Genomic DNA, 26,512 nt, shown 5'->3' on the forward strand with positions numbered 1-26,512 from the left:
CCGGGCGCGGGATCAGTAATCCCGCTCCCAGTAGATGCCGATCGAGCTGTCGCCCGAAGACTCGGCCGTCCCCTTGATCGTGAAGTTCTTCGTGAGATCGATGTTGATGTCGACCTCGGTGTCGCCATCGCTGTCGGCGACGAACTCCGTGTAGACATTGTCGCTGATGTACTTGCCCGCGCGCACTTCGGTGTCGCCTTCCGCGGTCGTGGCGAGGTCGAGGTCGTCGAGGCCGAGACCCTCGCGCAGGTTGCCGAGAACACCGACACCACCGCGTCCGGAAAGCGTCGCGACCGCGTTGGCAAGCTGCACCGCCTGCAGGGGCGACAGGTCGTCGAGGCCCTTGTTGAACAGGAAATGCGCGAGCACCTCGTCTTCGGGCAGCGAGGGCACGGAGGTCAGATCGAATTCCGGATCATCGACCGGGCCGGAGATCCGCGCGACGAACTCGAAATCGTCCTGCGAGGAGGAGGCGGTGATGTCGATATAGGGCTGCAGACCGCCCGCGAGCGAGACCTGCCCGTCATCCACGTCGAGACGCTTGCCGAGAATGTCGAGGCGACCGCGGATCACGTCGATCTCGCCAACCGGGTTCGGGTTCGCCGTGGTGCCCGTCACCCGCAGGCCGCCGCCCATCTCCGTGTCGAGACCGCGCCCGCGGATGAAGACCGGGCCGGGGACGTTCACCTGCACGTTGAGGTTGTAGACCGGGCCACCGCCACCGCCGCTGCCCGACCCCGAGTCCTTCTCGGTGACGACGAGCCCGGCGCGCTCGCGGGTGAGGAACACGTCGCCCGGCTCGCCGATATGGGTCATGTCCGGGATCGCACCGCCGTAGCCGAGGCTGCCCTCGGGGATCTGGACCTCGGTGCGCCCGACGTTGATGCGCCCGTCGATCGTCGCGCCGCCGGTCAGCGGACCGGTGACCGAGACCCTGCCGCCGAGCGATGTGCGATAGAGCAGCGGGTCGGTGAGGACGAATTCGTTGAGAGTCGCCTGAAGGTCGGCGTTCATGGTGTCCAGTTGCAGCGAGCCCTGCGCGCCGAGGCTGCCGCCGTCCGGACCGTTGGCGCTGGCGTCGAGTTGGAGCGACTGGCCGTTCAGGTTCACCTGCACGTTGATGCCGTCCAGACCGCGCGGCGTGCCGGGGGTGGTGAGCCGTGCGCCATTGATCGTGACGGTGCCCGAGACAGCGTCCAGCGACGGCGGGCCATTGACGGCCAGATCGAAATTGGCCGTTCCGAGTATGGCGGCCGGCTGGATCGCGAGGTTCGCGAGGCCGAGCGGGGCGTTGCCGTTGACCGACAGGTCGAGGGTCGAGAAATCGCTGGCGACGGTGCCGCCGATGGCCGTGGAGGCGCCCTGCGGCCCACTGGTCGTCAGGTCCACGGCGTAGCCGTTGTCCTGCTGGCGCACGCTGCCCGTGGCATCGACGCCGCCGGTGACACCGGGCGCGAAGGGCGACAACGAGGGCACCGAGAGGGCGAGGTCGAGCGCCGTCGCCGCGTTGCCCACCTGGCCGTTGACCGTGGCCGTGGTGTTGTAGGGGCCGCCCGCATCGACAGCCACGTTCCAGGCACCGGCCTCGGCCTCGCTCGCGGTGCCGCTGAGCGAGAGCGGTCCGGAGATGCTGCCGGCGAGCGGCGCGACATTTGGCATCGCGGCTTCGAACGACAGCTCGGAGGCGCCGTTTCCGTAAGTGCCGCCGGCGGAGACGGTGCTGCTGTAGGGGCCGGTCGCATCGACCGCGAGATCCCAGGCACCGTCTTCTGCCTGCGCGGCCGAGGCATCGGCACGCAGGGCGCCGTTGATGCCCGGCGCAAAGGGCGAGACGTCGGGCACGGCAATGCTCAGGTCCACGTCCGTGCCGGTGCTTCCCACCGCGCCGGCGATCCCGGCGGTCGCGCCGTTCGGGCCGTCCACGTCGAAATCGACGTCCCAACGGCCATCGCCGATTTCCTTCGCGGTGCCGCTCGCGTCGAGCGGGCCGGAGAGCTGCGGAACCAGCGGCGAAAGGTCGGGCACGGAGACGTCGAGCGACAGGTCGCTCTGACCGCCACCGACCACGCCATCCACCGAGGCTTCCGCATCGAGCGGCCCGCCGGCGTCGAAATCGATCTGCCACAGGCCATCGCCTGCGTCGGTCGCCGTGCCCTCGGCGCGGACCGGGCCGGAGAGGCTCGGCACCAGCGGCGCGATGTCGGGCAGGCCGGCGCTCAGGGAGATCTTGCCGGGCTGGTCGGGTTCGATGTTGCCGCCCAGATCGAGCTCGGCCTCGTAAGGGCCGGTGCCGCCGAACTGGAACAGCCAGCCGCCGGTGTCGGTCTCGGCTGCGTTACCGGAGAGGTTCACCGCACCTTCATGGCCCGGGACGAGCGGGGCGATATCGGGCAGCGACAGGTCGAGCGAGACGTCGGTCTCGCCCGGGGCGTAGAGCCCTTCGACCGCGGCGGCGAGGTCATAGGGACCGCCGACATCGAGATCGAGGTCCCAGGCACCCGCGGCTCCGGTCTCTGCCGCCTGGCCCTTCACGCTGACGGGGCCGGTATGGCCGGGCACTAGCGGCGCGATATCGGGCAGCGACAGGTCGAGCGTCACGTCGCTCTCGCCGGACTTCACGCGGCCATCGACGGTGCCGGTCAGATCCCAGGGTCCGTCGAGGTCGAGGCCGACCTGCCAGTCGCCGGCGGCCTCCTCGCGCGCGTCGCCCGAAAGCGTCAGCGCGCCTTCCTGGCCGGGCATCACCAGCCCGATGTCGCTCAGCGCGGCGGTGAAACCGATGTCGGACGTGCCGCCTCCGACCGCCCCCTCGGCATCCGCGGTGATCGCGCGGCTGCGCAGCTCGAACTTGTCGAGCGTGGTGCCGCCGGTGTCGCGGCGCACTGCGGTGGAGAGCGTGACCGGTTCGGTCAGCAGCCGGTCGGCCGTCTCCTGGCCGATCGACAGACCGTCGCCTTCGAGGTCGAGCGCGATATCGAACTGGCCGCCAAGCACGTCGGCCGTGCCGGTTAGGTCCGCGGTGACCTGGCCTGTGAGCGTCTGGCCCGAGATCGTGGAGAAGCGGGACAGGTCGTCCGCCCGAAGGCTGGCCTCGCCGTCGACCTGCATGCTCCGGCCTTCGGTCTGCAGATCTCCGGCCACGGTCAGGCCATAATCCGCACCGTTGACCTCCAGGCTGGAGATGTTCAGCGGCGCGCCGTCTTCCCAGGACAGAACGGCCGAGCCGTTCAGGGCGTCGCCCACTGCCTCGGCCAGGGCGGCGTCGGCGAGCAGCAGGTCCGCGAGGTCGAATTGCAGGTTCGCGGTCACGGAGCGGGGCTCGGTGGTGATCGTCCCCTCGCCGTTCAGATCGAGACTGCCCAGCGTCGCGGTTTCCGTCTCGAGCCCTGCCAGGTCGGCTTCGAGCGTCCAGCGGTCGCTGGTGGCGGAATCGAACGACGCGTCAAGAGTCACCCCATCGACGAAGATCCCCGGGCCGGAAACCGGAAGGCGCAGGGCGCTGCCGTCCCGGTTCGCCATCGTGCCGTCGAGGGTGAACGCCTCGGGCAGGCCGTCGGCGCCGATCCGGGCGCTGCCCTCCAGCGACAGGCTCTGTGCAGCGAGCGTGAGTTCGGACAGGTCGATCGCGCCCTCGGCGCTGCGGTTGCCACGGGTCGCGAGGCGGATGTCCTCGCCGAAGAAGTCGTGGAACTCGGCCGGCAGGAGCGGGGTGATGTCGCCCCCGATATCGGCCGCGAAATCGGTGCCGCCAGCCTCGGTGCCAGTCAGGGTCACGGTACCGGCGATCCTGTCCTGGTCATCGGTGCGCAGTGCAATGTCGGCGCCGAAGTCGCTCAGCGGCCCGGCCCCCTGGACCGACAGGTCGAGCGACGGCGCGCCGGGCAGGTTGATCAGGTTGCCGACGAGCCCGCCGGATTCTTCCTTCAGTGCGAGGTCGAGCGACAGCTCGCGGCTCTCGTTGGCAAAGGCGCCCTGAAGCGAGATCGTGTCGGACGGCCCGTCCAGCCGCGCGGTGCGAATGTCGACGCTGCCGTCACCGCCAGCCAGCTGGACCGAACCATCGAGCGACAGAACCGCGGCCTGGCCGAGCAGAGCCTCGCCCAGTTCGGCGCGTTCGATCGCCAGCTTGTCCACGCGGATCGCGACCGGAAGTTCCGGCAGCGCGAAGCCCGAGGCCTCCGCGCTCGGCGCCTCGGGCACGGCGGTGTCCGGGCCCGGAATCGGCTTGCGCACCACGATCAGCTCTTCCGCCGACAGCTCCGAGACCGAAAGGTTGCCCCGCAGCAGCGCGGCGCGGCTCCAGTCCAGAACGGCCCCGCGCAGGATCAGCCAGACGCCGTCGTCATCGGCGATGGTCAGCTCGCCAAGGCGGGCCTGACCGGCCAGAAGCCCCTCGAACCCGCTGATGGAGACCTCGCGGCCGGCGCTGGACAGCTTGTCCTGCAAGAAACGCTGGATGAAGCCCCCGTCGTCATCCTGCGCCCCGGCCGGGGCGGCGACGAGCAGGATCAGGGCGGTCGGGGCGGCGTAGCGAACCAATGTCATCAGAATGCCTGCCCGATGCCGATGTAGAGTTGCACGGAATCGGCATCGTCGGGGCCGCCGTCGATCGGGGTCGCGATATCCACGCGGATCGGGCCGAAGCCGGTCTTGTAGCGGACGCCGATGCCGCCGCCGCTCATCCAGCTTCCGGAGCCGTCGTAGAATTCCTCGGCCCCCACGTAGCCCGCGTCGATGAAGCCCACCACGCCGAGGTTGCCGCGCACGTAGCTGCGGATCTCACCCGAGAGCGCCACGTAGGACCGGCCACCGATGATCGTGTCGTCGATCTCTCCGGTGCCCAGCGACTGGTAAGGCTGGCCGCGGACCGATCCGCCGCCCCCGGCGAAGAACAGGTAATCTGCCGGCGCTTCGGAGATCTCGGGACCGTAGAGGCTGCCGAACTGCATCCGTCCGGCCAGCACCGTGTTGCGCTTCTCGCCGAAACCCCAGTAGGTCCGGGCATCGAGCTCCAGCAGACCGCCGTTGGGCATATCGACAATGCCGGCGAACGGCGTGAGCGTGGTGTCGACGTAGAAGCCCTCGGTGGCGTCGAACTCCTCGTCCCGGGTGTCCCATTCGAGGTTCAGCGGGAAGGAAATCATCTGGTAGTCGCGTTCCCCGAAGGCATCCTCGACGGAGCTGGCGCGATAGTTGAGACCGGCCGTCAGCTCGAACGTGTCCGAGACGATCCAGGTCAGGCCGCCGCCGATCTCGGCCGTGTCGGCAAGGTAACCGGGCTCGTCCTCGTGCTCGATATAGCCGCCGAAGAACACGTCGGTATCCGGGCGGAAGGTCGCCGGACGGCGAAGAACACCACTGAGGATGTAGTCGACGCCGTTGTTGGCGACCGTCGTGCCGATGTTCTCGATATCGAGGTCGAAGCGCAGGTTCTCCGCCCCGCCGAACAGGTTCCGGTGCATCCAGTAGGCGTTGAAGCGTCCGCCTTCCTGGGTGGAGATCTCGGCGCCGGCGCCGATCCGCCGCCGCTTATCCTCCAGCACGTTCGTCTCGATTGCGATCTGGTCACCGGGGCCGACGACCTCGGCCTCGCGCAGCGACACCGAGCGGAACGCACCCGAGCGGCGCAGGCGCTCGGCGGCGTCGTTCACCTCGTCGGGGCTGTAGACCTCGCCGGTCGGAATGCCGGCAATCGCGACGACCCGCTCCGTGCGCACCCGCTGGTTGCCGCTGACGACGGTCGGGCCGAAGCGCAGGCGCGGGCCGGGCTCCACCGTCAGGCGGGAGGAGATCGTCGAGCTGCCGTGGTTCGCGGTGATGCTTTCGGCGGCGAGGTCGGCCTTGGCATGCCCGGCGTCGCGCCAGGCGGTCGTCGCGGTGCGCGCCGCGTCGCTGATCAGCGAGGATTGGGCGATCTCGCCGCGAGCATAGCCTTCGGGGATCTCGGTCTCGGGCGCGAGCGGTCCGACGCTGGCCTCGGAGAACTTGAAGATCGGCCCGGGCCGCACCGTGATAACGGCATTGCGGATGTTCGCGGGGGCGTTCAGCGGAGAGATGTCCGCTGCTTCGCGCCCGTCGAGCGTGACGTTGATGACGCCGCCATAATAGCCCTCTCCGTAGAGCACGGAGATCATCTGCTTGTATTCCGCGCGGGCGGTGGCGAGCACTTCGGAGCTTGTCGGCGGTTCCGGGGTTTCCTGGTTGCGTTGCCAGAACCGCTTGCGCTGAGCCTGTTTCTCCGCCGCCTGCTGCTCGTCGAGCGTGCGCATCAGCTTGGAGGAGCCCTGGAGCTCCTTCTGCAGTTCCTCGTCGCCGCCGATGACATTCACGGTAACGGTTTCGAGCGCCGCGGCGGGCAGTGCGACCACCGTCAGCAGCATCGCGGTGCCGAGCGGTGTCAGGGAGAGCTTAGGTTTTCTCATCGCGCCCATTCCTAGCCTGTGCCAAACCGGCTTGCCAATGCTGGCGCGGCGGCGTCGTCGGGGTTTCGCGCATTCTTGTTACAGCGATACAACATGCGGCGTCGAGCCGGATTGTTGCCGTTACGTCCTTCTGCTTCCCACAGTTGCGGAGCCGCTGCAGCCGAACCGTACGATGCCACCGCATCACCGCCTATTGTGGAACCCCGACAGTTACGCCACGATATCTTGGCGAGTCGCGCAGGTCAGCCCGGGGGACGACATGGCCGGATACACGATCACCGTGGCGCAGCAGAAGGGCGGGTCGGGCAAGACAACCGTCGCCGTCAATCTGGCTGTCCATCTTCTGGACGCAGGCCATTCCGTGGCGGTGCTCGATACCGACCCGCAGGGGTCGATGGGGCGCTGGTTCATGACCCGGAACGAGGCGACGGGCGGCGCGCCGGGCATGGATTTCTCCACCGCCTCGGCCTGGGGGGTGGGTTACGAATGCGACAAGCTCAAGCGAACCAATGACTTCGTGATCGTCGACACGCCGCCCAAGGCCGACAGCGACCTGCGCCCGGCCCTGCGCGAAGCGGACCTGGTGATCGTGCCGGTCTCCGCCAGCCAGCTCGATCTCTGGGCCACCGAAGCGGTGCTCGAACTGGTCGACCGAACCCGGAAGCCGGCCCTGACGGTGCTGAACCGGGCCCGGACCGGCACCCGCCTGGCGGCCGACATCGTCGAGCAGATGCGCGGACTGGAGGCGCCGGTGGCCGAGACCATCCTCGGCAACCGGGTGGTCTTTGCCGAGGCGCTCGGGCTGGGCTTCGGCGTCACCGAACGGCAGCGCCGCGGGGCGGCCGCCGGGGAGATCGCGGCGCTCGCCGCGGAAATCGCCGGGATGCTCGAAGCCTGACCGATGGCCGCGCGGCGCGCCCGGTTTGCAGGCGTCGCGCAACCAGAGGCCCGCTGACTGAGGTTTCCCGGCCACGCCTGCCCTTCCTTGCGCATCCGAAGGCTGGCCAAGCCGGGCCGTGCCGTGTCACCTGCGCCCAGCCAAGGCATTGCAAAGACCGCATCAGCGATGAAATTCTCCATCATCACGGCCACGTTCGACCGCGAAGCGACAGTCGCCGACGCCATTCGAAGCCTGCAGAGCCAGACTTACGCCGATTACGAGCATCTCGTGCAGGACGGCGGCTCGCGCGACGGCACGATGGCCATCGTCGAGCAGATGGCGGACCACCGGACCAGGGCGGTCTCGGAACGCGACAGCGGCATCTACGACGCGCTCAACCGCGCCACCGCTCGGGCCAGCGGCGATGTCATCGGGCTCCTGCATTCGGACGATTTCCTGGCGAGCGACCGTGTACTCGAACTGGCGGCCGCCGCCTTTGCGGATCCCGAGGTGGACGCCGTCTTTGGCGATCTCCACTATGTCCGCAAGGACGACCCCGACCGGGTGGTACGCAACTGGGTTTCCGGCGCCTTCACGCCCGCCCGGCTCAAGGCCGGCTGGATGCCGCCGCATCCCGCGCTCTTCCTGCGCCGCCGTGTGGTCGAGGCGCGCGGCGCCTACGACACCAGCTTCTCGATCGCGGCGGATTACGACTCCGTCTTGCGTTACTTCAGCCAGCCGGGGTTCCGGGCGGTCTATGTGCCCGAAGTGTTCGTCAAGATGCGCGTCGGCGGCGAGAGCAACCGCTCGGTCGAGCGGGTGATGCGCAAGAGCCTCGAGGACTACCGCGCGTTGCGCAAGAACGGGGTCGGCGGTATCGGGGTCCTGGCACGCAAGAACCTGAGCAAGGTCGGGCAGTTCTTTTAAGGGATTTTGGGACGTATGACGAAGACGGCACTCATCACCGGCATCACCGGGCAGGACGGATCTTATCTCGCGGAGTTCCTGCTTGAGAAGGGCTACGAGGTGCATGGCATCAAGCGGCGCGCCTCGATGTTCAACACCCAGCGGATCGACCACATCTACCAGGACCCGCACGAGCCGAACCCGCGCCTCAAGCTGCATTACGGCGACCTGAGCGACACATCGAACCTCACCCGCATCCTGCGCGAGGTGGAGCCTGACGAGGTCTACAACCTCGGCGCGCAGAGCCATGTCGCGGTGAGCTTCGAGGCGCCGGAATACACCGCCGACGTCGACGCCATCGGCACGCTGCGGCTGCTGGAGGGGATCCGCTTCCTCGGGCTGGAGAAAAAGACGCGCTTCTACCAGGCCTCGACCTCGGAACTCTACGGCCTCGTCCAGGAGATCCCGCAGAAGGAAACGACGCCGTTCCACCCGCGTTCGCCCTATGCCGTCGCCAAGCTCTATTCCTACTGGATCACGGTGAACTACCGGGAGGCCTACGGGATGTATGCCTGCAACGGCATCCTCTTCAACCACGAGTCCCCGCGCCGCGGCGAGACCTTCGTGACCCGCAAGATCACCCGCGGCCTCGCCAACATCGCCCAGGGCCTCGAGGATTGCCTCTACATGGGCAACATCTCGGCGCTGCGCGACTGGGGCCACGCCAAGGACTACGTGCGGATGCAGTGGATGATGCTGCAGCAGGACGTGGCTGAGGATTTCGTGATCGCCACCGGCGTGCAGTATTCCGTGCGCGACTTCATCACCTGGTCGGCGGCCGAACTCGGGATCGAGATCGCGTTCTCCGGCGAAGGCGAGAGCGAGATCGGCACCGTCGTCGCCGTCACCAGCGACATGGCCCCGGCGGTGAAGCCCGGCCAGGTCATCGTCCGGATCGACCCGCGCTACTTCCGCCCCGCAGAGGTCGAGACCCTCTTGGGCGACCCGAGCCGCGCCAAGGAGCGGCTCGGCTGGGAGCCGCAGATCACCGTCCAGGAGATGTGCGCCGAGATGGTGGCGGAAGACCTGAGATCCGCCCGCCGCCACGCCCTGCTGCGCGAACACGGCATGGATATGCCGGTATCGCTCGAACTCTGAGGGATATGCGATGAAGACCTTTCTCGCCGGTCACCGCGGCATGGTCGGCTCTGCCATCCATCGCCAGATGCTGGCGGCCGGCACGCCGGCGGAGCAGATCCTGACCCGGCCCCACGCGGAGCTCGACCTGACCGACCAGGCGGCGGTGCGCACCTTCTTCCGAGAGGAGACGCCGGATCAGGTGATCCTTGCCGCGGCCAAGGTCGGCGGCATTCACGCCAACAACACCTACCCGGCGGGGTTCATCTACGAGAACCTGATGATGGAGGCCAATGTCATCCATCACGCCTATGAGGCCGGAGTTCGCCGGCTGCTGTTTCTCGGCAGCTCCTGCATCTACCCAAAGATGGCGCCGCAGCCGATGGCCGAGGACGCGCTGCTCACCGGCACTCTGGAGCCCACCAACGAGCCTTACGCCATCGCGAAGATCGCGGGTATCAAGCTGTGCGAAAGCTACAACCGGCAATACGGCGTCGACTACCGGTCCGTCATGCCGACGAACCTCTACGGCCCCGGCGACAACTTCCACCCGTCCAACAGCCATGTCCTGCCGGCGCTGATGCGGCGCTTCCACGAAGCGGCCCGCGAGGGTGCGGAAGAGGTGGTGATCTGGGGGTCAGGCACGCCGCGGCGGGAGTTCCTGCACGTCGACGACATGGCCCGCGCCTCGCTCTTCGTGCTTGGGCTGGACCGGGAGACCTACGCGGCCAACACCGACCCGATGCTGAGCCACATCAATGTCGGCACCGGCACGGACATCAGCATCGCGGACCTGGCGGGGATGGTTGCGGGCGTCACAGGGTTTCAGGGCCGCATCGTCTGCGACCGCAGCAAGCCGGACGGAACGCCGCGCAAGCTGATGGACGTCTCCCGGCTCGCGCAGATGGGCTGGCAAGCCCAGATCGCGCTGGAGGCCGGCATCCGCGAAACCTACGACTGGTACCTGGAGAACGCGGCCGACCTCAGGGGCTAGGCCGCAGGGCGGAAGGGCGGCGCGACGTGCCGCCCGCGCCGGTCGTCAGCGTGCGCCGTAACCGGTCAGCATGACGAGGATCGTGCGCACGGCGATGTAGAGGTCCAGCCGCCCGGAGGACGTCTCGACATAGATCTGGTCGTAATGCGCCTTGATCTCGGTCGCCTCGATCCCCTCGGCATAGCCGGATTCGATCTGGGCGAGGCCGGTAATCCCGGGCTTCACCTTGAAGCGATAGTTGTAATGCGGGATGACCTTGGCGAAGTGCTTCGCGTGGGAGGCCGAATCCGGGCGCGGCCCGATCACGCTCATGTCGCCGCGCAGCACGTTCAGGAAATTGGGCAACTCGTCGATGCGATAGGTGCGCAGGAATTGCCCCAAAGGCGTGATCCGATCCTGTTCCAGGGCCCCGTCCGCCTTGCGCATCTGCGACTCGTCGACGGGAATCATCGTCCGGAACTTCCACATTCTGAACTCGGCGCCGTTCTTGCCCATACGGGTCTGCCGGAAGAACAGCGGCCCCGGGTTCAGCAGCGGGTTCAGGAGCAGCAGCACGAGCGCCACGCCGACCATCAGGGAGATGCCGGTCAGCGCCAAACCCTTGTCGAAGACGAACTTTCCGACCTTGAAGCGCAGACTCCAGTGAGTAACGTCGGTCTGATCTTCGCTATAGAAGTGCTGGGTAGGCCCCTGGAAAATCCTGGGAACTGAAAGCGCCACCGCATGCTGTCTCATAAAAATCCCCGAAATACTCACTCGCTGCATATCCACAGCGATTCTTACAAACGCGGAAAACCGGGCAATACATTGACGATTTTCGGAGTTTTGTTAGCAGGTGAATGTTGACGGGTAAATGACAGGTCGGCGCGCGAATGCGCACTTGTTGCATAAAGGATCGGCAGCCACCGAATCCGTATGCAACGGAAGGGTGGCTGCCTGTTTTCTGTGCGAGGCCGGGCCAAGGGTCAGACCCCGGCGCCGGGACCTCGAAATCAATCGGTGATGATGACGTTCGCGCCGTCGATCGTCCAGTCGGCGATGTAGTCCGCCGGCACCGGGATGAAGGTCGACAGCGCCTCGAAGGCATCCTTGATGCTGGTGGACAGATACAGGATGTCGCCATCGGCAACTTCGAAGGACTTCGCCGCGAACAGCGACTCGGGCTGGGTCAGGTCGAAGCGGAAGATCGTCGGAACCGTCGGGGCGGTGAACCTGTAGGTCTCGACCCCGAGCTGGCTCAGCGTGCTGGTCGGCACGTCCCGATAGAGGAACACACCGGACCGGTCGGCCTGCCGGTTGGCAAGCCCCTCGCCATTGCCGAGGACATCGACGACCGTGCTGTCCGGCTCGTTCATCAGCAGCGTCGCGTTCTTCGTCCCGCCGGAGCCGAGGATGGTGATCCTGTTCTCCGGGGTCTCCACCTCGATGACGTCGTTGGTCCGGACGTAGATGTTGAGATGCGGGTTGGAGAGCACGTCGCGCATCAGGGCGCTCTGGGTCACCCCATTGCGGCTGACCTTGACGCTCAGGTTCTCGGAGCGTTCGACCGGGCCGCCGGCGGCGGAGATCATGTCCAGCAGCCGGAGGTTGGACTCGTCGATCGCGTATTTGCCGGGCACGCCCACCTGCCCCACGACCGAGACCTTGGCGCTCTGCCGGTCCGAGATGCGCACGATGGCGGCCGGATCGACCAGCACGTCGCTGAGCATCCGGGTGAGCGTGTTCTCGAACTGCTGCACCGTCATGCCCTGCGCCTTGATCCGGCCAAGCGGCGGAACACGCACCATACCGTCGCTGCTGACCTCCTGCGGGACCAGCGTGGTCTGGGAGATCGGCGAGATCGACGCCGTGGTGAAATCCATGAAGCCGGTTTCGGCCGTGCTGACGATGGAGATCTCCAGCACGTCGCCGCGACCGATCACCACCCCGGCAGGAGAGCCGACGGGGTGGAAGCCGCGCGCCTCGTCGGCGCGCCGCGCATGGGTCACCGAGGACGCGATGCCCCGGTCGACATTTATAAGTACATAGGGAGCGTCGTTGACGGCGGCGTCGTTCTTGGCGCGGCCGACGACAACATCCGTCCCGTGGAGAATGGCGCGGGAACTTGGCCCACCGCCACCGCATCCGACCAGCGCGATGCAACTGGCCAGGACAATTCCGTTTGCCCGAATCACCTCGATATCCTCAATATGAGTTTTTTGTTTATTTCTCGGGAATTGCCTGCCTCAATTCAAGTGACAGCCCTATGACGCTCCGGCAAGTGCGCCATTTTTGCACGGCAGCTGCAGGCGCGACCTCGGACGAAAAGCCGTTTGCGAGTCCGGGCGGGTCGTGGTCTTGTGTCCGGCATTACAATTTATGCCACTGACCGCCGGACCCACCGCTAGATTTGCGAGCCGATGCCTGCCTCCCAATCCCTGACCCTCGCTCCTGTCGCCAGCTTCGCCGTGCTGGTCTTTGCCGCCTGGCAGGGCGTGTCCACCCTTGGCGACACGCCGGCGTTCAACCGCGAGTTGCGCGTGGAGGCCCCCTATGGTGGCACCCGCCCAATCCTGACGGCCACGATGTACGACACCGCGGGATACCTCTACCAGATGGGCTACGGCGAGGCGCATTTCATCGCGAACGCGCTCATGCAGGGGGCGGACCTGTCGACGATCACCGTGGACACGATGCGCGAACACACCGCCCGCGCCGCCTCGCTCACCGAAGCGAGCCTCGCGGTCAACCCGGCGAGCGCCCATGCCTGGCAATTGCTGGCCGAAAGCCTGAGGGGAACGCGCCAGCCGGAACCCGCGCTCGAGGCCTTCAGGCGGTCCTATGAACTCGCCCCCTACTCCTCGTCGCTTGCCTCCAGACGGCTGCGCTTCGCGGCCGGACAGGGCGAGGATGTCGTTTCCGATCCGCAGATCCGTGTTGGAATCGAAAGGGACGTGGAAACCATCCTGATGTTTCGCCCGCAGCAGATCGATCCCGCAAGAGAGGCCTTCCCGGAAATCGTCGCAGCCGTGGAGGCCCGCATCCCTTCCGCCGAGTGAGGGTTGAGATCAGCCCCGTCCCACTTTCCCCAACACGGCACCCCTCCGCACCACCGGGCGCGACATCACCGATCGTCGCTCCGCAATCGCGCAGACTGTTTGATTTCGCAGGTGCAGGTGGCGGAGACGATGGGATTCGAACCCACGAAACCGTTTCCGGTTTACTCCCTTAGCAGGGGAGCGCCTTCGACCACTCGGCCACGTCTCCGCCGACCCGTATAACGGTCCAACCCGAGGGGACACAAGGCGGAATTGTCTCGTGGTTCAAAAAGCCGCTCGCGGCACCGAACGCCTTGAAATCCTGAAGAGACAACTCCGGGGAGGGGTTCTTCGGAGGCTGTACGGCAAGGTTTCCGGACCGCTGGATCGCGCTGCCGGGCAGGAATTGGGCGCTGACCCGGGGTGCTTGAAGCCGAACTCGAGGCCATCTCACGGGTGACCCGCGCAGAGACCGCGCGCGTGCCCCGACGTGGTAAGCCCGCCGCCGGCCTGCGCAGGTTGCGAAGCGGCACCGTACCGCACCGGCCGGCCACGCAATAACCACCATCAAAAAAGGCGATGGAAAACATCAGAAAGTTTCAGTTTTTCAGCTGCCCCAAGTGCTCCAGACTTTTTCGAAAGCCAAGGAGCCCCCAATGAAGCTGTCTTTCTTCACGATGCCGATTCATCCCCTGGGCAAGCCCTATGCGAAGAGCCTTGCGGAGGACCGCGAAGCCTTTCTGCTGGCCGATCAACTCGGGTTCGCAGAAGCCTATTGCGGCGAGCACACGACCGATCAGGCCGAGATCATCACCTCGACCGTCGCCTTCCTATCGAGCCTCGCCTACGAGACGAAGAACATCCGCCTTGGCACCGGCACCGTGAACATGCCCAATTCCCACCCTGCCCGCATTGCGGCGGAGGTGGCGATGCTGGATCACATGCTCGAAGGCCGGCTGAACTTCGGCATCTCGCCGGGCGGGCTGATGTCGGACGCCGAGGCTTTCGGCTCGCTCGACCAGGACCGCAACGCGATGTTCGTCGAGTGCATCAACATGGTGCTCGACATCTGGGCCGGCCAGGCTCCCTACAACCTCGAGGGCAAGTACTGGAAGGTCTCGACCGAGCGCACGATGATGCCGGAGATCGGCCAGGGCGAGATCATGAAGCCCTACCAGGATCCGCACCCGCCGATCGTCGGCACCGCCGTGGCCCCGTTCTCCAAGGGCGTAGCGGCGATGGCCGAGCGCGGCTGGCAACCGATCTCCGCCAACTTCCTGCTGCCGAAATGGGTGGCGACCCATTGGCCGAAATACGTCGAGGGTTGCGAGAAGGCCGGGATCGTTCCGGATTACGGGGATTGGCGCGTGGCCAAGAACATCTGCGTCGCCGACGACATGGAGACCGCACGCGCCTATGCCCGCGATGCCGGCAGCCCTTACGTGCTCTATTATTCACAGCTCCTGCGGAAGATGCGGGCCGGCGGGCGGCTGAACCTCTTCAAAGAGGATCAGAACATGCCCGATGACGAGGTCACGCTGGACTACGTGCTCGACCGCCTGGTCATTCACGGCGATCCCGCCTCGGTCGCCGATCAGGTCCTCGCCCTGCGCGAGGAAACCGGCCCCTTCCGGCACCTGATCTACGCCGGGCATGACTGGGCCGATTACGATCTCGGCCGCAGGGGTATGATCCTGATGGCCGAGAAGGTGATGCCGATCCTGACCGAGGCCACGAAATCGGAGCCTAGCGCCGTCGCTGCCTGAGTGATCGGCCGTCCGGTCACCCTGCACCGCCGCCCCCTGCCCCCGGAGACACGAGATGACAATGATGACGCAGCAAATCGAGATCGATCCGAAAGCGTTTCGCCGGGCGCTTGGCAACTTCGCGACGGGGGTGACGATCATCACGGCGCGGGCCCCGGACGGCACGCAGGTGGGCGTCACGGCCAGCAGCTTCAACTCGCTCTCCATGGATCCGCCGCTGATCCTGTGGAGCAGCATGAAGGAGGCGCGGAGTTGCGAGGTCTTCGAATCCGCGACGCATTTCGCCGTCAACATTCTGGCCTCCGACCAGCTCGAGATGTCGAACCACTTCGCGCGGCAGCAGAAGGACAAGTTCGCCGGAATCGACTGGGAAGAAGGCATCGGCGGTGCGCCGATCTTTCCCAACTGTGCCGGGCGGTTCCAGTGCGAGACCTATGACAAGCTCGACGGGGGCGATCACTGGATCTTCGTAGGCCGGGTGCTGGCCTTCGACGATTTCGGCCGCTCGCCGCTCTGCTTCCACCAGGGCTCCTATGCCGTGGTGTTCAACCACCCCGACACCATCCCGCCGGCCGCCGAAGGCGCCTCGCCCGACCTGGACCGGGGACGGATGGGCAATCACACCTTCTTCCTGATGTTGCGCGCGGTTCGCGCCTATCAGGAGCAGTACCAGCCCAAGCTCAAGACCCTCGGCCTGAGCCTGTTCGAAGCCCGCACCCTGCTGGTGCTTAACGATCTGACCAGCATCACCGCCGAACAGCTGGTGGTTCACATGCACACCCCGATCACCGAAGCGCGGGTGGCGCTGCAGAACCTCTTCGCCGCCGGTCTGATCGAGAAGAGCGAGTCCGGCTACAGCCTGACCGCCGCCGGGCAGTCCAAGGCAGATCAATGCTGGGACCTTGCCGAAGCCCATGCCCAGGAAACCTTCGAACGCTTCAGCGACGACGAGATCGACACCTTCACCAGCGTTCTGCGACAGCTCATCGGGCCGTAAAGGACGGCTCCTGCCCCGTCCCTTACCGCAGGGACCGATTCTGGCCCGATTGCGGCCCGGCCGACCTCTCCCCGGCCGGGCCGCGCCCGTTGTGGGGAGCACGCTTGCATTCAGCGCAAAAGAAAAGGCAGCGGCCGAGGATGCTCGTGCCACCGCCTGCCATGAGCCTGCGATCAATTGGTCGGCTGGCTGACGACCGGCCGTCCGACACCCTGCAACGCGGCAAAGACTTCGCGGACCCGCGCGGCATTGTCCTCCGCCACCTCGCCATTGGCGTTCCACAGCGAGTTCTCGAACCCCACCCGGGCCTTGCCGCCGAGTTCCGCGGCACGCACCAGGCTGGCGGTCTCCTCTGCGCCGAAGGCACAGACCATCCAGTCGAAGGCGACATCGCCGGCCCGCGAGAGCGGCTGCAGGTATTCCTCCAGCGCGATGCTGTCCCGCGAACCGTTGGCATAGCTGCCCTGGACGAAGATCACCGCCTGGCTTGTTCCGGGGATCAGGCCGCTGGCACAGGCGACGGCAAAGGCGCCGACCTCGTGAGGCGAATACAGGATATGCTGGATCTCGACCCCGCTGTCCTTTGCCCAGTGGTAGAAATCCCGAGCCTCCGGCCAGTCTTCCGGCCTGCGCACCATCTCGCGCAGACCGACGGAGACGTGCGCCGGCTTGAGCTTGCGCATCATCGCGCGTTGCTCCGCCGCCTCGTAGCGCCCAGCGGCCTCGGAGGTGACCTGCAGGTACATGCCGGGCACCGCATCGCCCAGGCGATCCAGCAGCGCATGGTATCGCCCGGCATCGAGCAGATGCCGGCCGCGCTCGTCGCGGATGTGCACGTGGATTCCGTCCGCGCCCGCGTCCTGGCAGGCCCGCGCTGTCTCCACGATCTCGTCATCGGTGATCGGCAGCGCCGGGTGATCGGCCTTGCCACGCCTTGCGCCGTTGGGCGCGACCATCAACCGTGGCAACGGCGTCATCGCGCCGCTCCCGCCAGGATGACGGCGCCCGTCGGGCAGGAACCGGCAGACATTTGCATGGGTTTCCCAATGCGGAGGTTTGCAACCATGATGCACTCCTGAAATCGTCGCAGGACGAAAATATCCGATGCCGACCCTTCACAAATAAGTACAATACGGGATAGTGGCCATAAGAAAATCGGATAGCCAGATGAAGCTGCAGCAACTTCGTTACTTCGTTACCGTCTATGAACAGGGATCGTTTTCGGCAGCGGTGGACAAGGTTCACGCCACGCAGTCCGGGCTTTCGATGCATGTCAGCCAGATCGAGAAACGCTACGGCGTGACCCTGTTCGAACGCAGCTCCTCGGGCGTGACGCCGACCGAGGTCGGACGGGCCTTCTACAAGGAAGCGGTCAAGGTGCTCGCCGCTGCGCGCATCGCCGAAGAGCGCCTGCAGTCGCTGTCCAAGACGGTCGTCGGCCATGTCCACGTGGGCTTGATGCCGACCTTCACCCGGGCGGTGCTGACGGCCGTCCTGAAGCGCTTCGGCACGGAATACCCCGAGGTCCGGCTGTCGGTCTCGGAATCCTATTCCGGCAACCTCCTTCAGGAGGTGCGGGAAGGGCGGCTCGATTTCGGCGTGGTGCCCGCCTTTGTCGAGCTTGACGAGGCCCTGATCTCGAAGCGGATGGGCACCGACCACGAATGCCTCGTCTGCCGTTCGGACAGGGAGCTTCCGCTGACGAAGGACGGAGTGCTGCTCCGGGACGTGTCGCCCCTGAAACTTGTGCTTCCCGGGCCGGGCAATGCCCGGCGGCGACGGATCGAGAACTACATCACCGCGAACCAGGTCCAGGTGACCGACCTGATGGAACTCGACACGATGCACGGCACGCTCGACATGGTGGCGAACTCGGACTGGGTGACGATCCTGTCGGGCATCATGTGCCTGCCAGACCTGAAAGGCGGGCCGCGTCAGGTCGCGCCGCTCGCCGATCCGCCGCTGATGGTGGATTACATGCGGATCGAGACCCGCAAGCGCCCCCTCAGCGAAGCGGCTCAAGCCTTTGCGGACATCCTGCAGGAAGAGCTCAACTCCTCGCTCGAGATCGAGCCCTTCAGCCGCAGGTAACGACACGCCCATCTCCGGAAAGAGGCGCGTCGGCCATCACGTTTCCTGATGCCTCCCGCGATCTTATATTATTTCAATTGCTTGCGGTCTTGCCCTTAGCTTCGAGGCAGGAGGCGATGTCGTCGTGGCCGAAGCGGATCATTTCCGCCAATCGGCCATGCCGCGAACCGGCCCTGTTCCCGATCCAGACACCGCGCGTTCGCGCAGCAAGACCAGAAGGCCAGATCAAGCATGACCAGTCAGACACTACATTCCACCGTTTCGGGCCGCGAAGGCGCGCCTGTCCTGCTGCTGCTGAACAGCCTTGGCGCAACGCAGGCGATGTGGGAGCCGCAATTGCCGCTGCTCGAGGCCCGCTACCGGGTGATCCGCTGCGACACGCGAGGCCACGGCCAGAGCCCCACCCCTCCTGCGCCCTACAGCTTCGACGATATCGTGGGAGACGTGCTCGCCCTGCTCGACAGCCACGGCGTGGAAAAGGCCAGCGTCATGGGCCTGTCGCTTGGCGGGATGACTGCCCTGGGGCTGGGCCTGGCAGCGCCGAAACGGATCGAGCGGCTGGTGTGCTGCGCCGCCCGAGCCGACGCCCCGCCGCCCTTCGTTCAGAACTGGCACAACCGTCTCGGGATGCTCGAAGACGGCGGGATCGAAGCGGTCTGGAACGGCACTGTCGGCATGTGGCTGGGTGAGGAAACGCGCAAGAGCCATCCCGAACGGGAGGCCGGGCTGCGCGAGAGCTTCCTGCAGACCACCGACGAGGGGTATCGCGGCTGCGCCCATGCGCTGATGGGGCTCGACTACCTTCGGCAGCTTGGCGGGCTGAACGTGCCCACCCTGTTCATCGCCGGGGCCGAGGATGCGGCCGCACCGCCCGAGGCGATGCTGGCCATGGCACAGGCCTGCCCCGGCTCGGAATATGCCGTGGTGCCGGGCGCAAAACACATCGTCAACATCGACCGTCCGGACGGGTTCAACGCGGCCATCCTCGGCTTCCTCGGCCTCGACGCCTGACGCGAAAGGGGCGCTGCGCGAACCGGGCCGGACCCGGACGGCGCAGCGCCCCTTATCTGTATCATTCCCCGCGCCCGGTGGCGGTTACGCCGGCCACGGCACTCAGATATCCGCCAGGGTCACCGCCTGCCCGGTCTCGGCGGAGAGGGCGATCGCCTCCAGCACCTGGATGTTGTGGACCATTTCCTCCGGCGTGAAGGGATAGGGCGCCCGCCCCTCGGCTGCATGGGCAAAGGCCTCCAGGTTGGCGGTCACCGCATCTTCCCAGTCATAGTGCGTCTGCTCGACCGGCTTGCCGCTTTCCGACGTCAGCACGCGCACGATCCCGTCCGGCGTGTCGGGGTGACTGTCGTTCAGGATCTCGACCCACTTGTCGGTTCCGAACACATGCATGCGGATGAAATGCGGCGTGTGCAGGACGGCGCTGAAGGTGGCGGTCATCCCGGCCTCGAACTTGAGCTGAACGGTCACGATGTCGCCCGTCTCCCAGCCCAGAGACCGGCTGGCGGTGAAGGCGTGCAGGGTTTCGACCGGCCCGAAGAAGGAGATCAGCAGATCGCTCAGGTGGATCCCCATCGCCGTCATGCCGGCCGCGGGCGATACGTCCTTGCGGGTGCGCCAGTCATTCGCCGGCACACCGATGAGCTTGTCGTGGCTCCAGGCCGCCTCGGCATGCATGATCGTCCCGAGTTCCTCGCGCCTGATGGCCTCCCTCAGCGCCAGCATGGCCGGCTCGTAGCGCCGCTCATGCCCGATGCCGAGCTGTACGCCCGCCGCCTCGCATGCCTTGACGGACCGCCGCGCGCTGTCGGCCGAGAGGCCCAGCGGCTTCTCGCAGAACACGTGCTTGCCGGCCGCAGCGACCTGCGCGATCTGCGCCTCGTGCAGGGTATTGGGCGTGGTCAGAATGACCGCGTCGACCTCCTCCTGCGCCAGCGGCTCGGCAAGGTCGGTCCATGCGGTCAGCCCCATCTCCCGGATGCCGTCGTGATTGTCGGTCACCGGCTCGACGATCCCGGCCACTCGCAACCAGGGATGCCCCTGAAGTCGCTTGGCAATATGCTTGCCCCACCAACCGAAGCCCGCGATGGCTACGGTAAAGGTCGAAGTGGCCTCGGTCATGGAGATCCTCCCAGTCGGATATCGGTTTCTGCCCCCGGCGTTTTGTCCGCCCGCGCCGGCCCGCGATGGGGCCGGGAGAGTGCCGCAGAAGCCTAGCGACAGCCGATCCATCCGAACAAATAATGTAACCTGATGCTATCCGTCAGAGAACCTGATGCCCGTGGCGTCGCACCCAGTATCAAGTTTCCTGAAGGCAGCTAGGCAAAAACTCCATTTCCCCTGAACGCGACTCGCTTGCATGATCCTTGGCATGACCTTGCGTTCTCGGGGAGGAGACCGCGCTTTTTGAAGCAGAAAATCAGACGCTTGCAAGCTACTGCAACGCTCTGACCCGGCACCTTCCCCTGGCACGCCCTGCATTTTGCCGAAGGACCGAACATGTCGAAAGTCAAGGAAAAGCCGATCTGGAAATTCAAGGTTTCCGGTCAGCACACCTCCAGCACCAAGTCCGTGGCCGAGGCGCGCGGAAAGAGCGTGATCATTGACGAGCCGATCCTGCGTGGCGGTACCGACGAGGGGCCGATGCCGGTGGAATACGTCTTCATGGGGCTGGTTGGCTGCACGCACGTGATCTCGAACAAGCTTGCCGCCGCCAATGGCATCACCTTCACCTCCATGGACATCGACATCGATGTCACCATGGACAGCCACGGCACCCGCCTGATCAACCCGATCGACGTGCCGTTTCCTTCGGTCGTACTGAACATCAACGCCGACTTCGACGGACCGCGCGAAGGTGCTGTAAAGGTTACAGAAACCTTGCGCGAGTATTGCGCGGTCTCCAAGATGCTGCAGGAATCGGGCACCGAGGTGGTCGAGAACTGGACCCTGAACGGCGTGGCGGTCTGAGGCAATCCATCTTGAGGTGCCCGCCCCGATCCCACCCCAACCCTGCGAGGATGTGCCGTCATGATGACGCAAATGATGGACATCCTCGGTCCGATCATGGTCATCACCGCGATCGGCTTCCTGCTTGGGCGATCTTCGATCGGGTTCGAGACGCGAACGCTGAGCACCGTGGTCATCCTCGTCGCGACGCCGGCGCTGATCTTCAACACGCTCACGTCGCTGGACATCACGCCCGAAACGATCGGCACGATGTCCAGCGCCGCCCTGCTGTGCATCGCCATCTCAGGGGCCTTGGGGCTCCTGGTGCTGGTCATGGCGCGCAGCTCGGTGCGCAGCTTCCTGCCGCCGATCATGCTGCCGAACTCGGGGAACATGGGGCTGCCGCTGGTGCTTCTGGCCTTCGGGCCGGAGGGGCTGCAACTCGGTGTGGCCTATTTCTTCGTGGTGTCGGTGGTGCAGCACTCGGTTGGCCTGTCGATCTATGCCGGCGGCCTGCAGCTTGCGACAATCGCCAGGCAGCCGCTGCTCTATTCCGTTGCCGCCGTCCTGCTGGTGACCTGGACGGACATGCCCGTGCCGAACATCGTCATGGTGACGACGGAGATGCTCAGCGGCATGATGATCCCCGCGATGCTGCTGCTGCTCGGCACCTCGCTGGCCACGCTCAAGGTGACCGACCTGCGCCCTGCCCTGCTCATCGCGGTGTCGCGCCTGGGGCTCGGCATCCTGTCGGCGGTGTTCGTCATCGCCTTTCTGGACCTGGACGGGCTGACCGCGGGCGTCGTGTTCCTGCTGGCCACCATGCCGACCGCCATCGTCAACTACGTCTATGCCGAACGGTTCCAGCACAACCCGCGGCAGGTTGCGGGGTCGGTCGTCACCTCGACGCTCGTGACTTTCGTCTGCCTGCCGCTGCTGGTCTGGACGGCTCTGGGCATCTCGGAACGCGGGAGCGGCGCGGACGCGCAGCTCTCTCAGGCCATGACCCGAACTGAAACCAGCCTGGGAGCAACGTACACGAACGACTGAGACAAGCCGGGGCGAACACCGGCGCTGCACAAGACAGGGACCGCAACGGGCAATGGGAGCGCCCGGGTCTCACAAGGGAGGACACCCGTGCACGACACGATTGCCATTGCCGTATCCGACACGCACGCCCATCCGGCGTGGGCCGGCGAGCTGCCCGGATGACGGAACCGATCCGCATATCCCTCGGCGGCTACCAGGGCCCCGGCTCGGTGCACACCCGCGCCCTGAGCCAGCTGCAAGACGCGATCGAGCGCCGCACAGGCGGCGCGGTCGAGGTGCGGATCCGGGCCAATGTCGCCGAAGACGGCCACGGCACCGCGGACCTTCCCGACCTTGTCGAGAGCGGGCAGCTCGATGGTTGCTACATCTCGTCGAGCTACCTCTCGGACCGTATCCAAGCGCTGTCGCTGTTCGACATGCCCTTTGCCGTTCCGGACCGGGACGCGGCGCTCGCCCTTCTGGACGGAGCCCTGGGCGCACGTTTCGCGCAGGAGGTCGAGGCGCATACCGGCCTGGTCCTCCTCGGCATCTGGGACAACGGCCTGCGCCACATCTCGACCGCCGACCGCCCGCTGCATCGGCCCGCGCAGGGAAAGTGCCTCGTGCTGCGAACGCTGCCCAATGCCGACCATCAGCGCGCCTTTCGCACGCTCGGCTTCGAGCCGCGCGTCGTCGATGCCAAGGACCTGGCCGGCGCCGTGTCCCGCGGCGAGGTCGACGCACAGGAAAACCCGCTCACGAACACCTACAACTTCGGCCTGCACGAGACGCTGCCGACCATCACCCTCACAGGGCACCTGATGGGGATCGCGCTCCTGCTCTTCAACCGCGCGCGGCTGCAGGCCCTGCCCGAGGCTATCCGCGCGGCCGTCAGGGCCGCCGCCACCGAGGCCAGCCGCGCGCAACGCGAGCTGGCCCGAGAGGACGACGCGCACTGTGCCCGGGCGTTGCTCGAGGCCGGCGCGACGATGCACCACCTGACCGCAGAGGACCGCGCCGCATGGCGCGACGCCGCCGAGCCCGAACTGGCGCGCAGCCGCGCCCGGTTCGATCCGGACCTGCTGTCGCTGTTTCAAACCGGACTCGAAGCCAGGGGGAGGGCTCCAGCATGATGCACGAATCCGTCGACCAGTCGCCACGGGCGGAGGCCGAAGGCGTGGCGCCCGGCACAAGCAACAATGGGAGGTCGCAAATGACCCGCAAGCATCCGCTTCTCACGCCCGAGATATTGACGCTCAACGCCCTGATGATCGCGTCGGTGCTGTCGCTGATCTTCATGAACTCCCTTGTCGCGGCCCCGAAGGCCCTGTTCGGGCGCTCGCTCTCGGCGATCCCGCCGAGCCTGTTTCCCAGCATCGTCCTTGCGGCGATGGCGGTGATGTGCGCCTGCGCCCTGGTGCTGGTTCGCACCCGCATCTCGTCCCGGGTCGACAAGGGTCTGAACCGGGCCGAATGGCTGCGCGCGGTGACGCTGTTCGGCATCATGACGCTCTACGCGCTGACGATGGTGCCCTTCGGGTTCCTGATCTCGACCGCCATCGCCATGACGCTGATCTCCCTGCAAATGGGGGCCCGGTCGGTCATCCAGATCACGCTCGTGGCGCTGCTCGGACCGATCCTTCTCTATCTGTCGGCCACACAGCTGCTGGCCGTGTCCCTTCCCGAACTCAACGCGATCGAAATGGCCTATGCGCGCATTCTTTCGCTGTAATCCCCTGAAATTCCTCAACGCGAGAGGCTCGCATGATTGAACAGTTCACCCAGGGCTTTGCCATGGCAATGCGCCTTGACACGATGGCCATGGTGAGCGTCGGCCTGTTCGCCGGTATGCTTGTCGGGTCGCTGCCCGGTTTCACGACGCTGATGGCGATGGCCATCCTGCTGCCCATCTCGTTCTTCCTTGACCCGATCGTCGGAATTCCCTTTTTGCTCGGGATCTACAAGGGCGGCATCTTTGGCGGCAGCGTGCCGGCGATCCTGATCTCCATGCCGGGCACCGGCGCGGCCGTGGCCACCTCCCGCGATGGCTACAAGCTCACGCAGAAGGGCCAGTCCCGCAAGGCGCTGGACATGGCGCTCTATTCCTCCGCCTTTGGCGACACCTGCAGCGACATCTTCACCATCGTGATGATGTTCCCCATCGCCTACCTCGTGATGCAATTCGGTCCGCCGGAGCTCTTTGCGGTGCTGCTGATGAGCCTCGTGATCATCGCCGCCACCTCGGCTGCCAACCCGCTCAAGAGCCTGATCATGATGATGCTGGGCCTCTGGCTGTCCTTCATCGGCACAGACCCGCTGGGCGGCGTCGAGCGCTTCACCTTCGGCCTCTTCGACCTGAAGTCCGGCATCCCGCTGCTGCCCATGCTGATCGGCGTCTTCGCCCTTCCCGAGGTCGCCAACGTGGTGATCAAGAACGAGAAGAGCCGGCAACTGGCCGCGCTGGTCGGCGAGCGTCTGACCCGCGTCGAGTTCCGTCGCTGCCTGCCGACGATCTGCCGCTCGACGGTGATCGGCACCGGCATCGGAATCGTGCCCGGCCTCGGCCAGATCGTGGCCGCGATGATGGGCTATTCGGCGGCCAAGAACGCCTCGAAACATCCCGAGACATTCGGCGAGGGCGAGATCGAGGGCGTCGCCGCCGCCGAGGCCGCCAACAACGCGGTGAACGGGCCGACCATGGTGCCGCTGCTGACCCTCGGCATCCCGGGCGACAACGTCACGGCGATCCTGCTCGGCGCCTTCGTGGCGCAGGGCCTGCGGCCTGGCCCGCAGCTCTTCGAGGAGCAGGGCGCGACCGTCTTCGCCATCCTCGTGGCCATGGTCATCGCCAACCTTCTGTTCGTGGCCATCGGCTACCTGTCGATCCCCTTCTTCGCCCGCCTGGTGACGATCAAGACCTCGATCCTGATCCCGCTGGTGATCATGTTCGCCTTTGCCGGCACCTACGTGTTCCGCTCCGACTCCACCGACCTGCTGATCCTGGTGGCCTTCGGGATCTTCGGGATCATAGCCAAGGCGGCGCGGTTCGACGTGATGCCGATGGTGATGGGCTTCATCCTCGGGCCGTCGATGGAATACGCCTTCGGCCAGACCGTCGCCATGTCGAGCGGCAATCCCCTGGGCTTCTTCCTGTCGGAACGCACGGGCGCCCTCGTGGTCCTGCTCGTCACCCCGATCATCGGCTTCATCCTGTGGCGTCGCCTCTACGGCCGACCGCTGCCCACCTGACACATCGGCGCGGCGCAGCGATGCGCCGCGTCTTTCATGCGAACGACCCAATCAACAAAGGGAGGAAAACCATGTTGAGAAACTTTACCAGGAAAGCCCTCGCCTCGCTGGCAATCACCGGGGCCGCGCTGACGGCAACCATGTCGCCGGCATTGGCGGAATACCCCGAGAAGCCGGTCACCATGGTGATCCCGCTCGGCGCCGGCGGCTCGCATGACCTGAACGCGCGGATCATCACCTCGATCATTCCCAGCTACCTCGGCCAGGCGATGATCGTGCGGCTGACGCCGGGCGCCGGCGGCCAGAAGGGCACCCAGGAGGTCGCGAATTCGGCCGCGGATGGCTACACCCTGCTGTTCACGCACAACTACATCGACATGCTGCAGCAGTATGTCGAGAACCTGCCTTACCAGCCGCTCGAGGATTTCGTCCCGGTGGCACGGGTGAACTACGCTCCGGCCTCGATCATCGTGCGGGCCGACAGCCCGTTCCAGACCTTCGAGGAACTGGTGGCCTTTGCCAAGGAGAACCCGGGCGAGCTGCAGCTCGGCCATTCCGGCAACTGGGGCGCCTTCTTCGTGCCGGCCGCGCAGATCATGAAAAAGCTCGATTTCGTGATGAACATGGTCCCCTACCAGGGGGGCGGCCCCGCCATGCAGGCGCTGCTGGCCGGTGACTCCGACATGTCGCTCGCCTTCCCCTCGGCCCTCGGCGAGCTGGTCGAAGCCGGCAAGATCCGCGTGCTGGCCACCGCCGGCGAGGAGCGCATCTTCGAGGACGTGCCGAGCTTCACCGAGGTCGGCATCGACGGCGACATCGGCTTCATGCACCGTTTCGTGCTTGCGCCGGCCGGCACGCCGCAGGAAGCGCTCGACGAGCTCGAGGCCGCCTTCGCCCAGATGTCCGAGGACGAGACCTTCAAGAAGCTGATGGACCGCCTTGGCGAGAGCGTCGACCCGATGACCGGCGCGGAATACCAGGCCCTGCGCGAAGGGCAGGCCGTGGCCTATGACGAGTTGGTGAAAGACCTGACCTCGCAATAAGGAACGCGCCCCATGCTGCA

21 protein-coding genes and 1 tRNA gene are annotated in these 26,512 nt (G+C 66.0%); 15 read left to right on the top strand and 7 right to left on the bottom strand.

The window, feature by feature from the left end; all coding sequences use genetic code 11:
* Nucleotides 1-12 precede the first annotated feature (12 nt).
* Entirely contained in the window at nt 13-4,545 is a 4,533-nt protein-coding gene (locus tag CHB86_RS11465; protein ID WP_089233196.1) for a translocation/assembly module TamB domain-containing protein, read from the bottom strand.
* Nucleotides 4,545-6,422, bottom strand: coding sequence for an autotransporter assembly complex protein TamA (locus CHB86_RS11470; RefSeq protein WP_141134881.1), 1,878 nt, complete (start codon nt 6,420-6,422; stop codon nt 4,545-4,547). The genes CHB86_RS11465 and CHB86_RS11470 overlap by 1 nt, the downstream gene beginning before the upstream one ends.
* A gap of 259 nt (nt 6,423-6,681) precedes the next feature.
* Here CHB86_RS11470 and parA point away from each other — a divergent pair, with 259 nt between their 5' ends.
* The 4 genes from parA to fcl all read left to right on the top strand — a co-directional run bounded on the left by parA (nt 6,682) and on the right by fcl (nt 10,339).
* Nucleotides 6,682-7,320, top strand: a complete 639-nt coding sequence (gene parA / locus CHB86_RS11475) for a ParA family partition ATPase (RefSeq protein ID WP_089233198.1) — start codon at nt 6,682-6,684, stop codon at nt 7,318-7,320.
* Nucleotides 7,321-7,488: 168 nt separating this feature from the next.
* Entirely contained in the window at nt 7,489-8,229 is a 741-nt protein-coding gene (locus tag CHB86_RS11480; protein ID WP_089233199.1) for a glycosyltransferase family 2 protein, read from the top strand.
* A gap of 15 nt (nt 8,230-8,244) precedes the next feature.
* Nucleotides 8,245-9,366 (top strand): GDP-mannose 4,6-dehydratase, encoded by a 1,122-nt coding sequence (gmd, locus tag CHB86_RS11485; RefSeq protein WP_089233200.1) that lies wholly within the window; start codon nt 8,245-8,247, stop codon nt 9,364-9,366.
* A 10-nt stretch (nt 9,367-9,376) separates the two neighbouring features.
* A complete protein-coding gene (gene fcl, locus CHB86_RS11490) occupies nt 9,377-10,339 on the top strand; it encodes a GDP-L-fucose synthase (RefSeq protein WP_089233201.1) in 963 nt (320 codons plus the stop codon).
* A 45-nt stretch (nt 10,340-10,384) separates the two neighbouring features.
* On the opposite strand, the gene CHB86_RS11495 is transcribed toward fcl, so the two are convergent.
* Together CHB86_RS11495 and CHB86_RS11500 are read right to left on the bottom strand one after the other, a co-directional pair.
* Entirely contained in the window at nt 10,385-11,074 is a 690-nt protein-coding gene (locus tag CHB86_RS11495) for a sugar transferase (RefSeq protein WP_176442853.1), read from the bottom strand.
* A gap of 257 nt (nt 11,075-11,331) precedes the next feature.
* Nucleotides 11,332-12,513: a polysaccharide biosynthesis/export family protein gene (locus CHB86_RS11500; RefSeq protein WP_176442854.1), complete on the bottom strand. Its 1,182-nt coding sequence runs from the start codon at nt 12,511-12,513 to the stop codon at nt 11,332-11,334.
* A gap of 225 nt (nt 12,514-12,738) precedes the next feature.
* Between CHB86_RS11500 and CHB86_RS11505 the strand changes: the two genes are divergently transcribed.
* Nucleotides 12,739-13,377 (top strand): hypothetical protein, encoded by a 639-nt coding sequence (locus tag CHB86_RS11505; RefSeq protein ID WP_089233204.1) that lies wholly within the window; start codon nt 12,739-12,741, stop codon nt 13,375-13,377.
* A gap of 118 nt (nt 13,378-13,495) precedes the next feature.
* Here CHB86_RS11505 and CHB86_RS11510 read toward each other — a convergent pair.
* A tRNA-Ser gene (locus tag CHB86_RS11510) sits at nt 13,496-13,585 on the bottom strand.
* A 427-nt stretch (nt 13,586-14,012) separates the two neighbouring features.
* On the opposite strand from CHB86_RS11510, the gene CHB86_RS11515 reads away from it, so the two are divergent.
* Entirely contained in the window at nt 14,013-15,122 is a 1,110-nt protein-coding gene (locus tag CHB86_RS11515; protein ID WP_089233205.1) for an LLM class flavin-dependent oxidoreductase, read from the top strand.
* 61 nt (nt 15,123-15,183) lie between these two features.
* On the top strand, nt 15,184-16,119 hold the full coding sequence (locus CHB86_RS11520) for a p-hydroxyphenylacetate 3-hydroxylase reductase component (protein ID WP_089233572.1): 936 nt from the start codon (nt 15,184-15,186) through the stop codon (nt 16,117-16,119).
* A gap of 173 nt (nt 16,120-16,292) precedes the next feature.
* Here the strand turns inward: CHB86_RS11520 and CHB86_RS11525 are convergent, their stop codons facing one another.
* A complete protein-coding gene (locus tag CHB86_RS11525; protein WP_089233206.1) occupies nt 16,293-17,096 on the bottom strand; it encodes a beta-keto acid cleavage family enzyme in 804 nt (267 codons plus the stop codon).
* Between the two features lie 190 nt (nt 17,097-17,286).
* On the opposite strand from CHB86_RS11525, the gene CHB86_RS11530 reads away from it, so the two are divergent.
* Complete coding sequence (locus CHB86_RS11530) at nt 17,287-18,210, top strand: LysR family transcriptional regulator (RefSeq protein ID WP_089233207.1); 924 nt, start codon at nt 17,287-17,289, stop codon at nt 18,208-18,210.
* 231 nt (nt 18,211-18,441) lie between these two features.
* Nucleotides 18,442-19,221 carry an alpha/beta fold hydrolase gene (locus tag CHB86_RS11535; protein ID WP_089233208.1) on the top strand — a complete coding sequence of 260 codons (780 nt, stop codon included), beginning with the start codon at nt 18,442-18,444 and terminating at the stop codon, nt 19,219-19,221.
* Between the two features lie 102 nt (nt 19,222-19,323).
* Here CHB86_RS11535 and CHB86_RS11540 read toward each other — a convergent pair whose 3' ends face one another.
* Nucleotides 19,324-20,343: a Gfo/Idh/MocA family protein gene (locus CHB86_RS11540; RefSeq protein ID WP_176442855.1), complete on the bottom strand. Its 1,020-nt coding sequence runs from the start codon at nt 20,341-20,343 to the stop codon at nt 19,324-19,326.
* Nucleotides 20,344-20,721: 378 nt separating this feature from the next.
* Here CHB86_RS11540 and CHB86_RS11545 point away from each other — a divergent pair, with 378 nt between their 5' ends.
* From CHB86_RS11545 to CHB86_RS11570, 6 genes are all read left to right on the top strand, one after another.
* On the top strand, nt 20,722-21,192 hold the full coding sequence (locus tag CHB86_RS11545) for an OsmC family protein (protein ID WP_089233210.1): 471 nt from the start codon (nt 20,722-20,724) through the stop codon (nt 21,190-21,192).
* Between the two features lie 60 nt (nt 21,193-21,252).
* Complete coding sequence (locus CHB86_RS11550) at nt 21,253-22,221, top strand: AEC family transporter (RefSeq protein WP_089233211.1); 969 nt, start codon at nt 21,253-21,255, stop codon at nt 22,219-22,221.
* A 158-nt stretch (nt 22,222-22,379) separates the two neighbouring features.
* Complete coding sequence (locus tag CHB86_RS11555) at nt 22,380-23,333, top strand: TRAP transporter substrate-binding protein (RefSeq protein ID WP_089233212.1); 954 nt, start codon at nt 22,380-22,382, stop codon at nt 23,331-23,333.
* Between the two features lie 80 nt (nt 23,334-23,413).
* Nucleotides 23,414-23,932: a tripartite tricarboxylate transporter TctB family protein gene (locus CHB86_RS11560; RefSeq protein WP_176442856.1), complete on the top strand. Its 519-nt coding sequence runs from the start codon at nt 23,414-23,416 to the stop codon at nt 23,930-23,932.
* A gap of 32 nt (nt 23,933-23,964) precedes the next feature.
* A complete protein-coding gene (locus CHB86_RS11565) occupies nt 23,965-25,449 on the top strand; it encodes a tripartite tricarboxylate transporter permease (RefSeq protein WP_089233214.1) in 1,485 nt (494 codons plus the stop codon).
* A gap of 71 nt (nt 25,450-25,520) precedes the next feature.
* Nucleotides 25,521-26,492: a Bug family tripartite tricarboxylate transporter substrate binding protein gene (locus CHB86_RS11570; protein ID WP_176442857.1), complete on the top strand. Its 972-nt coding sequence runs from the start codon at nt 25,521-25,523 to the stop codon at nt 26,490-26,492.
* Nucleotides 26,493-26,512: the final 20 nt, after the last annotated feature.

The sequence above is a fragment of the Tropicimonas sediminicola genome (assembly GCF_900188335.1).
Classification (GTDB): Bacteria; Pseudomonadota; Alphaproteobacteria; order Rhodobacterales; family Rhodobacteraceae; genus Tropicimonas; species Tropicimonas sediminicola.